At 42.6% G+C, this 12,513-nt stretch carries 15 protein-coding genes; all 15 read right to left on the bottom strand.

All coding sequences use genetic code 11. The features are described from left to right. Positions 1-5: 5 nt before the first annotated feature. Positions 6-368 (bottom strand): chorismate mutase, encoded by a 363-nt coding sequence (gene aroH / locus MKZ10_RS08870; protein WP_342510116.1) that lies wholly within the window; start codon positions 366-368, stop codon positions 6-8. Next, entirely contained in the window at positions 368-1,474 is a 1,107-nt protein-coding gene (gene aroB, locus MKZ10_RS08865) for a 3-dehydroquinate synthase (RefSeq protein ID WP_342509858.1), read from the bottom strand. Before aroB ends, aroH begins: the two co-directional genes overlap by 1 nt. A gap of 1 nt (position 1,475) precedes the next feature. After that, positions 1,476-2,657, bottom strand: coding sequence for a chorismate synthase (gene aroC, locus MKZ10_RS08860; protein ID WP_342509856.1), 1,182 nt, complete (start codon positions 2,655-2,657; stop codon positions 1,476-1,478). 113 nt (positions 2,658-2,770) lie between these two features. Further along, positions 2,771-3,541: a protein-glutamate O-methyltransferase CheR gene (locus MKZ10_RS08855; protein ID WP_342509854.1), complete on the bottom strand. Its 771-nt coding sequence runs from the start codon at positions 3,539-3,541 to the stop codon at positions 2,771-2,773. A 102-nt stretch (positions 3,542-3,643) separates the two neighbouring features. Next, positions 3,644-4,090, bottom strand: a complete 447-nt coding sequence (ndk, locus tag MKZ10_RS08850) for a nucleoside-diphosphate kinase (protein WP_342509852.1) — start codon at positions 4,088-4,090, stop codon at positions 3,644-3,646. Between the two features lie 130 nt (positions 4,091-4,220). Continuing rightward, positions 4,221-5,195, bottom strand: coding sequence for a polyprenyl synthetase family protein (locus tag MKZ10_RS08845; RefSeq protein ID WP_342509850.1), 975 nt, complete (start codon positions 5,193-5,195; stop codon positions 4,221-4,223). 24 nt (positions 5,196-5,219) lie between these two features. After that, the gene (locus MKZ10_RS08840) at positions 5,220-5,918 is read right to left on the bottom strand and encodes a demethylmenaquinone methyltransferase (RefSeq protein WP_342509848.1); all 699 of its coding nucleotides are present in this window, start codon (positions 5,916-5,918) and stop codon (positions 5,220-5,222) included. A 30-nt stretch (positions 5,919-5,948) separates the two neighbouring features. After that, the gene (locus MKZ10_RS08835; protein ID WP_342509846.1) at positions 5,949-6,638 is read right to left on the bottom strand and encodes a heptaprenyl diphosphate synthase component 1; all 690 of its coding nucleotides are present in this window, start codon (positions 6,636-6,638) and stop codon (positions 5,949-5,951) included. 50 nt (positions 6,639-6,688) lie between these two features. Further along, entirely contained in the window at positions 6,689-6,910 is a 222-nt protein-coding gene (mtrB, locus tag MKZ10_RS08830) for a trp RNA-binding attenuation protein MtrB (RefSeq protein WP_203246458.1), read from the bottom strand. Between the two features lie 68 nt (positions 6,911-6,978). Further along, positions 6,979-7,548, bottom strand: coding sequence for a GTP cyclohydrolase I FolE (gene folE, locus MKZ10_RS08825; protein WP_342510114.1), 570 nt, complete (start codon positions 7,546-7,548; stop codon positions 6,979-6,981). 180 nt (positions 7,549-7,728) lie between these two features. Next, on the bottom strand, positions 7,729-8,001 hold the full coding sequence (locus tag MKZ10_RS08820) for an HU family DNA-binding protein (protein WP_342509843.1): 273 nt from the start codon (positions 7,999-8,001) through the stop codon (positions 7,729-7,731). Between the two features lie 351 nt (positions 8,002-8,352). Next, a complete protein-coding gene (gene spoIVA / locus MKZ10_RS08815; RefSeq protein WP_342509840.1) occupies positions 8,353-9,831 on the bottom strand; it encodes a stage IV sporulation protein A in 1,479 nt (492 codons plus the stop codon). Positions 9,832-10,191: 360 nt separating this feature from the next. After that, positions 10,192-10,914 (bottom strand): hypothetical protein, encoded by a 723-nt coding sequence (locus MKZ10_RS08810; protein ID WP_342509838.1) that lies wholly within the window; start codon positions 10,912-10,914, stop codon positions 10,192-10,194. Continuing rightward, positions 10,914-11,117, bottom strand: a complete 204-nt coding sequence (locus MKZ10_RS08805) for a DUF2768 domain-containing protein (RefSeq protein WP_342509836.1) — start codon at positions 11,115-11,117, stop codon at positions 10,914-10,916. Before MKZ10_RS08805 ends, MKZ10_RS08810 begins: the two co-directional genes overlap by 1 nt. Positions 11,118-11,296: 179 nt before the next feature. After that, the gene (locus MKZ10_RS08800; protein WP_342509833.1) at positions 11,297-12,319 is read right to left on the bottom strand and encodes an NAD(P)H-dependent glycerol-3-phosphate dehydrogenase; all 1,023 of its coding nucleotides are present in this window, start codon (positions 12,317-12,319) and stop codon (positions 11,297-11,299) included. Positions 12,320-12,513: the final 194 nt, after the last annotated feature.

Below are 12,513 nucleotides of genomic sequence, written 5' to 3'. Positions count from 1 at the left end.
ACAATTTATTTTTGTAAATCAGGTCGCAACTTTACAGCTTCATTTTGATAAATATGTTTAACAGAGCGCTGTGGGGTATCCGTATTCACTTGCATCAGTGCTCTAATACAAAGCGGCATTGCACCCGGCACGTCCATCTCATGCGTGCACATTACGGGCACATATGTCCATCCCTCAATTGTGCGAACCGCTTTTGCCGGAAAAGCCGATGTCACATCTTTCGTCGTCGATATTAAAACAGAAATAATATCTTTTGGTGAAACCTTGTTCGCCTCCGCCATTTCAACGACCAATGCTTCCGTCGCTGCAAGAACAGTTTGTTCATCATCCTGTTGAACAGTTGTTGCTCCTCTTAATCCCCTTACCATCATCTTGCCCTATCCCCTTCCACACGTTGCCTCAATTGATCAAAAGCTGTTTCGCATTGCCCCTTCGACAGTTCCCTCACAGTAGGATTACCAACACCGTCTAGTAATACAAAATTCAACTGTCCAAAAGAAACCTTTTTGTCTTTTTCCATATAGCTCATAAATATATCAAATGTAAAATCATAAATCGGTTGGAATGTATAACCCTGTTTAATGGAAAATGCGATGAATCGGTTTGTTAATTGTTCATCAACTGTTCCGTGCCGCTCACTCAAAATAAGGCTATACGCCATACCGATCATCACCGATTCTCCGTGGCTCAAGCCACCAAACCCACATGCAGCTTCCACTGCATGACCAAATGTATGACCAAAATTGAGGTATTTCCTTGTGGAACGTTCGAATTCATCCTCCGCTACAATTTTCGCTTTAACCTCAATACCTTTTAACAATTCAGAAGAAAGCCACTCAATAGCGGGGTGTGAAAACGAGGAATTGGACAATAATTCTTCCGCCCATTCTCCATCCGATATCAATGCATGTTTCAACAATTCTGCCATACCCGACCGAATTTCTTTTGCCGGTAACGTCGTGAAAAGTGTTGTATCAAAGAGAACACCCGATGGTTGATGGAAAGAACCGACCATATTTTTCCCTTCTGGCATATTAATCGCTGTTTTTCCACCGACTGCACTGTCGTGAGCCAAAATCGTCGTTGGGCATTGCAGGAAACGGATGCCCCGCATAAACGTCGCTGCAACAAATCCAGTTAAATCGCCGCAAGCACCACCTCCGAACGCAATGATTAAAGAATCCCGTGTGAACTTTTCATTTAAAAGGAAGGACAGACAATCAACGTAAACGGCTGGACTTTTACAACTTTCACCCGCTGGAACTGTTTTAACGACAATTTCACGATTTGTAAATGCCAACGCTTCTTGAAGAAGTGGTAAATGGATTGCAGCAACTTGTTCATCCGCTAGAATAGCGATCCGATCCACACTTGCAAAAAGTTCCGCGTATTTCGTCGCAAATAACTCATACGTCCGTTGACCTATATGAACATCATATTCATGATTTTTAATATTGACTGTCAGCTTCCCCATATTAAAACTCCTTTACGTAGCGTCTATACTGTGCAATCCCCTGTTTCAAACCATCCATTGTATCTGAACGGAATTCCTCCATGATTGCTTTTGCCATTTCAGTTGCAATGACGTGCTCAGCGACAACAGAAGCCGCTGGCACTGCACAAGGATCTGAACGCTCAATCGTTGCGACAAACGCTTCTTTCGTATCAATATCGACACTTTCCAGTGGTTTGTATAGGGTAGGTATGGGCTTCATAACCCCTCGTACAACAATCGGCATACCGGTTGTCATACCACCTTCAAGTCCACCCAAACGGTTGGATTTACGGTAGTAGCCCTGTTCCTCACTCCAAGCAATTTCATCATGCACTTGACTGCCTGGCATTTTTGCCATATCAAAGCCAAGCCCAATTTCAACACCTTTAAATGCGTTGATGCTCATCATCGCCCCAGCAAGCTTGCCGTCCATTTTGCGATCAAATTGAACATAGCTTCCAATTCCCGGAGGACAACCTTCAATAATCACTTCTACCACACCACCTACCGTGTCTCCACGACCTTTCGCGTCATCGATAGCCTGTACCATCCGTTCGGACGCTTCAGGGTCTGCACAGTAGACAGGATCGTTCTCAATGATTTCACGCAGTTCCTGTGTCCCTTTTCCAGCATATGTATCTGGGTTTGTTGTAAATCCACCAATGTCTGTTACATGGGCAACCGTTTCGATACCCAATTCACGCAAAAACTGCTTGGCTACCGCACCAATTGCTACACGCATCGTCGTCTCACGAGCAGATGAGCGTTCCAGCACATTGCGCAAATCCCGATGACCGTACTTCATGCCCCCAACAAGATCCGCATGACCAGGTCTCGGCCTTGTAATCTGCCTTTTCACATCTTCCGGCTTAACATCCTCCGGCAATGGTTCAACGCCCATAATCGACGTCCAGTGCTTCCAATCGTCATTGACGACTGTTAACGTCACCGGTGAACCTAGCGTCTTCCCATGACGAACGCCAGACGAAATAATGACTTGATCCTTTTCGATTTGCATCCGTCTGCCACGGCCATGCCCTCCCTGTCGTCTTGAAAGCTCTCCATTGATCATTTCAGCCGTCAATTCCATTTGGGCAGGTAGCCCCTCTATAATCGCTGTCAATTGTGGACCGTGTGATTCTCCTGCTGTGAAATACCTCATTTCATTTCCCCCTCCAACTATCTGCTTTATAGCACTTTACCAGAGTAAAGTCTGTTTGACTATATGTTTATATGAAAAATATCCGGAAAGTTACCCGGATACTAATCAATTATTTATATTTTCCTATAAAAGAACGTATCCTCTGACTCGAAATTATATTTAGAGGGATTGAATATTTGTTCCGTACTACCAACAAAAAGAATTCCACCCGTTTTTAATGATTTAGAAAAGTTCATATAAATTTGATCCTTTGCTTCCTCTGTAAAATAAATCATAACATTGCGGCAAACAATTAAATCAAAGCCTGTATCATAGCGATCTTCCAGTAAGTTTTGCTGTTTAAACGTGACCGTTTTTTTTATTTCATCCTTGACCTGATAATAATGACCATCATTATTAAAATACTGTTTCACAATTGGTGCTGGCACTTCCTTCAATGCCCTCTCAGGATAAAGTCCAACCTTTGCTCGCTCAATGACACCTAAATCGAGGTCAGTCGCTAATATAGCAATATCACGCACGGGCACATGCGAAGATAATACCATTGCCAATGAATACGGCTCCTCACCTGTTGAACAAGCCGCACTCCAAATTTTCAGTCTTTTGTTTTGAGCAAGTAAATTCGGGAAAATCTTTTTTTCAAGCACGTCCCATCGCTGGGCATTACGATAAAATTCGGAGACGTTTATCGTCATCCTATCAAGAAATTCTTCAAGTAACTCTTTGTCATTATGTATCGCATCGAAATAATCCTTAAAATTTCGATAGCCTTTTTTCTCATAAAGAGATGTAAGCCTTCTTTTCATTTGGGCCTCTTTATACAGTGATAAATCGATACCCGTCTTCTTTTTAATATTCCCGATAAATGCAGCATAATCCGGCACTGTAATCCCTCCCGTTCATATGTTCTTTCCATTATAGCTGATTGGAGGCAATTACGGAATAACAAAAACAGCCAAGCACGAATGCTTGGCTGTTTTTACGGATTAGTTAATCCAGTTATTCATTGTTTTATCATAAGAAACAAGTTCTTCTTCATTGAAGAAAAGTCCGATTTCGCGAACTGCTGATTCCGGTGCATCAGAACCATGAATAATATTTTTACCGACAGTAACTGCGAAGTCACCGCGGATTGTTCCAGGAGCGGATTCTTTCGGATTTGTTGCTCCCGTCATTAGACGACCAACAGAGATTACGTTTTCGCCTTCCCATACCATTGCAAATACAGGACCTGAAGTGATGAAGTCAACCAGCTCTCCAAAGAATGGACGCTCTTTATGTTCGCCGTAATGTTGTGCAGCAAGCTCAGGTGTAATTTGCATAAGCTTCGCACCTACAAGTTTGAAACCTTTGCTTTCGAAACGGCCGACAATTTCACCGATTAGATTACGTTGTACACCGTCAGGTTTAACCATTAAAAATGTTCTTTCCATTTATAAACACTCCCTCTTGTATGTATCCGGATTTCTCCTTGTCGATCGTACCATTTGATGCTATTTCTTTCAACTAAAACCTTAATCAAATATGCTAGGGGATCACCGTTATTCTACTTAATAACGGTAATTAGTATTTACGTTTACCAATAAACTCAGCGATTTGTACGAATGCTTTTTTTGAATCACCTTTAGGTAACGTATCTAATTCTCGAAGCGCTTTCTGTAAATATAAGTCGCTTACCTTTTGAGCTTTTTCAATCGCGTCCGTCCCCCGGATATAGGACAGCATTTCATCCCGCTCAGATTCGGTTAAAGTCCCGTTAAATGAACGCTCCATATACGGTTGGAATACAGGGTCATCTTTTATGTATAAAATAGGCAATGTCAAATGCCCGTTCAGTAAATCACTACCAGCTGGTTTTCCAAGCTGTTCGTCCGTTGAGGTGATATCGAGAATATCATCCACAATTTGAAAGGCCATTCCCGCATAATATCCAAATCGTCGCATTTTCCAAACCACTACAGGATCTGCTCCCGAAGCGAGGGCACCTAATTCACAGCTAGATGATAATAACAATGCAGTCTTCCGTTTAATACGACGTAAATAGTCACGGATAGTCTGGTCCGTTTTGCGCTGATGATCAATCTGGATGATTTCACCTTTGCAAATTTCAAGCATCGTCTCTGCAAGTAGCTGATGAACTGCAGGCAATCCGATTTCACCGATGGACGTCAATGCACGCGAAAAGATGAAATCCCCCGTATACATCGCAATTCGATTATCCCAACGAGCCCTGACAGTCTCAAAGCCCCGACGCATATCTGAATCGTCAATAACATCATCGTGGACAAGTGACGCCATATGAACAAGTTCAAGAGAGACAGCGACCTTTGACACGTCCTTCAAAGAATAAGTACCGAATTTCGATGCTAGGATTACAAATATTGGCCGTATTCTCTTTCCACCAGCGCGTAATAAGTGCAGTGATGCTTTCTGAATAGTTGGGGAAGATGAATTGACGGAGCGCTCAAGTTCCTTTTCTATATAAGCGATATCCTTACGAAAATCGGCATAAAGTGTCATTAACTTCAATTTCTCCAAAACGATTACCTTCCCCTGCGGTCTTTATTGTTTAAATCCTACGTGGCCTGCCGCCGCACCACCGCTATACGATTTATAAGAAACAGCAGTAAATCCTGCATCTGTAAACAGCTGTGCAAGCTGTTTCATCCCTGGGAAGTCATCCGCAGACTCTTGCAACCAAGAATATTCCTTATAACTCTTCGCGAATATTTTACCAAACAAAGGCATAACAAATTTAAAATAGAATCGAAACAATTGTCTATAAATCGGTATTTCGGTTTGTGAGGTTTCCAAACAAGTAATCATACCGCCCGGCTTGAGAACACGGTTCATCTCTTTCAAGACAGTCAAATAGTCAGGTACATTGCGCAACCCAAAACCTATTGTCACATAATCAAATGAATGATCTGGGAAAGGCAGTAGCATCGCATTTCCTTGTGTAAGCGTAACATTAGGGTAGTTCACGGTTTTAGATTGCCCCACCTCTAACATACCTTCACTAAAATCAAGGCCAGTTACATGACCTGTAGTTCCAGTTGCATCAGCTAGTGCAATCGTCCAATCTGCCGTCCCACAACAGACGTCTAATATTTGGGCTCCTTCTCGAACGTCCATACGCACCATAATATCATCCCGCCATTTTTTATGTTGATTAAAACTGATAATGGAGTTCATCTTATCATAGTCGACGGATACTTTTTCAAACACTTTATGGACCTTTTGTTCTTTAGGTGTTACCAAGAGTCATCCCCCTTTTCTGTCAAATAAGCCTCAATTTGGTTTTTCGAGAAGCGGCAATGCTAGTTTGCGAATCTCCTCTTTTAAAAGCGGCTCTAGAAAATCAGCAGCCTGAAGTACATCCCGCAATTCGGCATGTAGCTGAAGCGCTACTTCACTTGCAGACGACGTTACATCCCCCTTCTCCATCCAAAGAAGTGGCAATGCTACATTGGCAAGCATTGTATATTGTGAAAAACCGAATGTATGTAAAAAATCTGTTATACATCCTGCTTCAATGATTCGGACAGCCTCTACCAATCGCGCGGGTTCATTCGGTACTTTTTGGTGAAGCGATGTCTTCACTTCGTTAATGTACCCAATCGTCCGCGATAATGATTGAATGAAGCCCAATTCTGAAATTGAAGCAAGAAGCCGATAATGAATACCACTGTAATGATCGCCTGATAACACTGTCAGCTGTTGTTGTTTAGACGTCGCATCCGACACATTAATTGCATCATGCGCATCAAACGCAGCATGTACTGCGCCCACCGCGATAGCTGCTGTATGGACATGCTCCGTCCACCTCTCTCCGTTCAACAACGGAAGCAGGAGGAAGAATGCCTTAGCAGCGTCAATCGGTAACCGCCCTACGTCCCTGTCCACAATCGGCTCTGAAAGCGAATGCTCGACATCACTTATATAGTTTTCGATATGCTGTTTAATTTTTTGTCTTTCCATCGTCGGATCTCCATTCAAAGACGTCTCCGGAAGAGTGCGTCGCGGAAGAATTATTCCTTTCCTTCACTTGACACAACACCATATGCCGTATGAACGTCGGCTTTGCCCCGTATTTTCATCGCTGACGTATGTTCAGTGAACTGGGCAATCATCACTTCACCACGATCCAATTTTTCTGTATGGTGAAACTTGGTATCATTGCCCCTCGTCAACCCGATGACGTTCACGCCGTCCTCTTGCGCTTTAATAACAATATAGTCAGGTTGTGTCATACTATACCTCTCCTGTCTGTTATATATTGTCTCATCATATCACAAAAAAGGCTTTGCCCGCAAAGGCGTTAAGTCATTTTAATAAGTGATAGAATTTCAGCTCGTTTTATATCGTCTTGCTCGTAGATTCCTCGTGCCACCGTCGTCACTGTTTTTGCACCCGGTTTCTTAATACCACGCATCGTCATACACATATGCTCCGCCTCAATAACAACATAAACCCCAATCGGATTTAGCATGTCCATCATCGCTTCAGCTACCGTCGATGTAATTCTTTCTTGTAATTGCGGTCTCCTCGCAGTTGTTTCGACTGCCCTTGCCAATTTACTTAGTCCGGCAACAACACCGTCACGTGGTATGTATGCAATATGTGCGTGGCCGAAAAACGGCACAAGATGATGTTCACACATCGAGTGGAATGCTATGTCTTTAACAAGTACAACCTCATCATGATTTTCATGAAACACCGTTTTGAAATAATCTTTTGGATCTTTATTTAAACCTTCAAATACTTCGGCATACATTTTCGCAACCCGTTTCGGAGTATCGATCAGACCTTCACGTTCCGGATTTTCACCGATCGCTTCAAGGATCATTGTCACTGCCTTCTCTATCTTCCCATAATCGACATCATTCATCATACGAATCCTCCTTAATCGGAAATAAAGCTATTCCATCAAAAATAGTAGCATACTCCCTCATTTCCGTACAGTTCCCTTACTTCTTTTAACGATGAATAGTACGTGGAATGGAAAGAAGTCCGACCAAAGTATCTGATAACCAGATACGCCGGACGGACTTCTATGTAAACTTGATGATTATTTTACCGCGTCTTTAAGCGCTTTACCCGCTTTGAAAGCAGGAACTTTGCTTGCAGCGATATCAATTTCTTCCCCAGATTGCGGGTTACGTCCTTTACGAGCTGCACGCTCACGAACTTCGAAATTACCGAAACCGATCAGTTGTACTTTCTCACCATTTGCAAGAGTAGACTGGATTGTTTCGAATACAGCTTCAACAGCTTTTGTAGCATCTTTCTTCGTTAGACCTGCTGCCTCAGCTACAGAGTTAATCAATTCTGTTTTATTCACACCATTCACCTCCTCTCAAAAGGAAATTACTTAATCAATTACGTCTCGGCGTAATTGCGTCCGGATTTTGAATCGAGCATGAGGCCTACACGAAGTAGGTCATGCAGTCGTCGCGACAGGACGTCGCGCACTTAGACTGCCCTCCTTAATACCTTTCAAAATCCGTGACATCCGCCGGAGGCCTTATCTGGGAGGAGTTGAACTTCTTTCCTCCCAGACAAGCTTCAATACTGTAAAAAGAGTATCACAACAAAAACCATGACGCAACAATATTATCATTGTTTTCCTATTATCATGCACATTTTCCCTAAAAAAGCAGAAAAAGATCCGTTTTTGACGGATCTTTTCCTGTTATACGATAAATGTAATCATACCTTTATTTCCATCATTGACCATTTGTTCAATCGTTTCACGTAGACGCTTTCGTGCATTTTGAGGGACGGAAGCAGTTTTAAAACGGATACTTTCCTTCATCACTTCATGAAGTGGTGTCCCAAAAAGTTGCGTTTCCCAGAGTGCTTCTCTGTCATGCAAATAAGCATTTTTCAATTCTTTTAAAAGATGATGACTGTGAAATTCGGAGCCAATTAAAGGGGAGAATTCCGCCTCCATGTCGACTCGAATAATATGAAGTGATGGCGCTGTCGCCTTCATACGAACACCAAAAAAATTATTTTGCTTGATCAATTCTGGGGCCGAAGGATTGAAATCCTCAATCGTCGGAAGAGCTACACCGTACCCTTGTTTTCGAGCAGTATCAATCGCCTCGGCATACATATTATGAGACTTTTTCGCTTTAGCAGCTTCTTTAACAAATAACAGCCAATCCTTTTTCGTACCTATTTCCTGCCCAGTAATACCTTCACAAATTTCACGAAAAGCCTGCTCATCCATATCAATTTTTACGATTGCCCTACCTTTTCCGGCATCCACTTCAATCACTTCAGCATTTCTCACATACTTTTCATCTTTTAGCCGCTCCGCAAGCTCCTGTACCTTACGAATCTTTGACACTTCAAGAAAACCTTCGTTGATTACTCTATCAACATTAGCATTCAATTCATGCTCGCTTCCTAGTACGTCCATCCAATCTGGCTTTTGGAGATCAATATCTGTAATTGGAAACTCGTAAAGTGCTTCCTTTAAAATAAGCTGTATTTCCTGTGCATTGAGCTGATCCGCACTAATGGCGATAACAGGCACGCCATAAGTCTCGTGCAGCTGATTTTTCAACAAGACTGTTCGTTCATTAGCCGGCATCTTGGAGTTCAAAACAATCACAAATGGTTTACCAATGTCTTTCAATTTGTTAATAATCTCTACTTCAGCAACTTCAGCTGCCGCGCGAGGAATATTATTAACTGTGCCATCTGTTGTAACAAGAATACCAATGGTAGAATGATCCCGAATCACTTTATCCGTTCCAATACGCGCTGCTTCTTCAAAAGGAATCGGCTCATTATGCCAAGGTGTGTGAACATACTTCGGACCATCCTCATCTTCATAACCCTTCACACCATCAATGACATAACCGACACAATCAGCAAGCCTGATTTGGAATTTTAACTCTCCATCCCCTACTGCAACAGTCGTGCCTTGTGCAGGCACAAACTTTGGTTCTGAGGTCATAATGATAGGTCCTGGCGAGCTTTGCGGCAGTTCATCCTGTGCACGAATCCGATCAGACGCCTCCGTCATATTCGGAATGACGACTTCTTCCATTACCCTTTTCACAAATGTAGATTTTCCAACACGAACAGGGCCGACAACACCGATGTAAATATCACCGTCCGTACGTCTAGCTAGACTTTCATACAATTCTTCTTTCAAACCATCGTCCTCCTTTTCTGCGCATATTAGTTTATGTATAAAAAAAACGTTTCATGCGCGAAGCATGAAACGTTTTTTATCTTCATTCAGCAAATGCTTTTGTACTGGAGGCGAAGCGTCAGCTACAGAAGACCCCGACCTCTATATGTGGCGAGAAGAATGCGATTTTGTTTCCTGTTTAGCAGATGTTCAAACTCCCGCTGAATGAAGAATGGAAGGCAACCTAAGTTCACCGCTTCCTTCGGCAACGGTTGCATAACCAACATCCTGTTGGTCCGCGGATGTCACAGATTTTGAAAGGAGTCAATCGAGCAAGCTCGATTCAAAATCTGGACGCAATTACGCCAAGGCGTAATTGATTTACTTCAATTTCTTCATAAAAACAGGTTCGTTATTTTCATTCACTGTGTATGGCAGTGAATATGCCGGTAATACAGGGTAGTTATCAGCCAATAAATAGCGGATATCTTCTCCTACTTTCACATCCGGCTGTTGGTCCTTCAATATTCGATTGAGATCGATGGAGTAGTCAATATAAAATACCCCATCTGCTCCGACAACAATCGGCAAAAAGATGTCTGAATAAGGGCTTGGAACTGTTGGTTGTTCCTTGAAGCCCATCGTTTTATAATCGATCGCATATACATTTTCACCAACAGATTCGTTAAAAGGTACATGCCCATTAATATTTTTACGCAAATTTAATTCTCGAATTCGTTCTGCTGAACGTAGATCAACTAGTTTGACTGTTGGATTTTCTTCAACATCCGTCAAGACATATTGATAAATACCACCTGTTTCATAGCTATTTGCAGGCATCTTTTCCGTATAGGCGGGTACAATCTTAGAAAATTCAATAGGGTATTTAATATAAATATCCGTATCTAAGTCTTTTGTTTTAATAGGGAGCAGACCTCCAGAATTTTCCCGGAATGCGTCAACTGCTTTTTGAACGGTCTCCAATTGATCCGGATAAGGAGTCACTTGCGTTACTTTTTCGTCATCCGGTAACATGCAGCCTGAAAGAAGTAGCACAATAGAAGCGAAAAGGGTGACCATTTTTACTTTCACTGTTAACTTCATTATGCTCCTCCTGTCGGGCCATTAAATACGAGATAAACCATCGCTAAAAACGAAAAAATAAGTAAAGCATACGCGATGATGGCAAATAATAATTTAAGTACTTTATTTTGAAGCTTATGTCGGCTCGCATAAATAAGACCCATGGAAATGACCATGAATCCCATTGCATAAAAAGACAACCACATTTTATCCATCGAGGACAAGATAAGTCCCCCCTTTCATCAATTTCGCCTTGGTGTAATTGTGAATCAAACAGTGAAGGGTTCGATTTACCGTATTTCTGTGCACTTTGCAGAAATTAAGGCACACGCAGGACGCGGCGACCTTGGCCTAAGTTCTGCTATTCAGCAGGGTTTGAACTCCTGCTGAATTAAGTTAAAAATTACTGCGAATCAAATAAATCTTCGACTTCTTGCTTTTTCATCCGTGTCATTAGTTGGTCGACTGCTTCTTTCGGTGGAACGTTTTCAAAGACAATCGAATAGAGCGCCTCGGTGAGCGGCATAGATACCTCATGTAGTGCTGCGAGTTGGTGAGCTGCCTTCGCTGTCCGGATGCCTTCTATGACCATCCCCATGCCCGAAACGACCTCCTCAAGGCTATTCCCTTGTCCGAGCATATTGCCGGCCTTCCAGTTACGTGAATGAACGCTTGTACACGTGACAATTAGATCACCAAGACCTGTTAAACCTGAAAATGTTAAGGGATTGGCCCCCATCTTCATGCCAAGTCTTGATATTTCCGCTAATCCACGTGTAATAAGGGCAGCTTTCGCATTATCTCCATACCCGAGTCCATCAGAAATACCAGCTGCAAGCGCAATAACATTTTTAAGTGCTGCACCGATTTCCACGCCAACAATATCAGGATTTGTATAGACTCGGAAATAATTATTCATGAATATGTCTTGCACGCGTTCTGCTGCCGCCAAATTGATAGAAGCGGCCGTCACGGTCGTTGGGTGTCTAAGTACAACTTCCTCTGCATGACTAGGACCCGAGAGCGCTACAATGGCCTGTACTTTGTCTGATGCTAACTCTTCCGCAATCATTTCAGATATCCGCTTCAAGGAATCGGGTTCAATCCCTTTTGAAACGTGTATAACAATTTTCTGACCAACTAGCATCGTATTCAATTCAGCACATACTTGGCGAATCCCTTTTGTTGGAACAGCAATGATGACGATATCGCCATGCATCGCCGCTTCCTTCAGGTCAGATGTCGATTTTAAAGTTTTTGGTAAAGAAGCCCCTGGTAAATAAGCATGATTCGTATGCAAGTCATTGATTTCGGTAGACTGAGCCGCACGTCTTGACCAGAGTAGGCAGTCATGACCGTTCTCAGCAAGAACAAAGGCAATTGCCGTTCCCCAGCTTCCAGCGCCAATAACAGTTACTTTCTCCATTTCATACATCCTTTCTTCAAGTGAGTCAATTTCATAATTGAACAATTAATCTTGAAATCCGAACGAGGTTGATTTCCACTTCAGGCGGACGCTTTCCGCGGACACGGCTTCAGCCAATCGAACAGCGTAGGGTTCGATTGTCCGTATTTCTGCGTTCTTTGCGGAAATTAAGGTATCCTTCTCTCTGCCCTCAA

Origin of the sequence: Sporosarcina sp. FSL K6-2383, from assembly GCF_038618305.1 — a bacterium.
Classification (GTDB): domain Bacteria; phylum Bacillota; class Bacilli; order Bacillales_A; family Planococcaceae; genus Sporosarcina.
Note: the sequence above shows the minus strand (reverse complement) of the source record. Positions and strands in the feature narration are given on the sequence as shown.

Excerpts from the sequence above, each read along its gene's own strand:
- MKZ10_RS08810 (WP_342509838.1), bottom strand. The coding sequence starts at position 10,914 with ATGAAGTTAACAGTGAAAGTAAAAATGGTCACCCTTTTCGCTTCTATT.
- aroH (WP_342510116.1), bottom strand. The coding sequence starts at position 368 with ATGGTAAGGGGATTAAGAGGAGCAACAACTGTTCAACAGGATGATGAA.
- ndk (WP_342509852.1), bottom strand. The coding sequence starts at position 4,090 with ATGGAAAGAACATTTTTAATGGTTAAACCTGACGGTGTACAACGTAAT.
- mtrB (WP_203246458.1), bottom strand. The coding sequence starts at position 6,910 with ATGACACAACCTGACTATATTGTTATTAAAGCGCAAGAGGACGGCGTG.
- aroC (WP_342509856.1), bottom strand. The coding sequence starts at position 2,657 with ATGAGGTATTTCACAGCAGGAGAATCACACGGTCCACAATTGACAGCG.
- aroB (WP_342509858.1), bottom strand. The coding sequence starts at position 1,474 with ATGGGGAAGCTGACAGTCAATATTAAAAATCATGAATATGATGTTCAT.
- MKZ10_RS08835 (WP_342509846.1), bottom strand. The coding sequence starts at position 6,638 with ATGGAAAGACAAAAAATTAAACAGCATATCGAAAACTATATAAGTGAT.
- folE (WP_342510114.1), bottom strand. The coding sequence starts at position 7,548 with ATGAATGATGTCGATTATGGGAAGATAGAGAAGGCAGTGACAATGATC.
- MKZ10_RS08800 (WP_342509833.1), bottom strand. The coding sequence starts at position 12,319 with ATGGAGAAAGTAACTGTTATTGGCGCTGGAAGCTGGGGAACGGCAATT.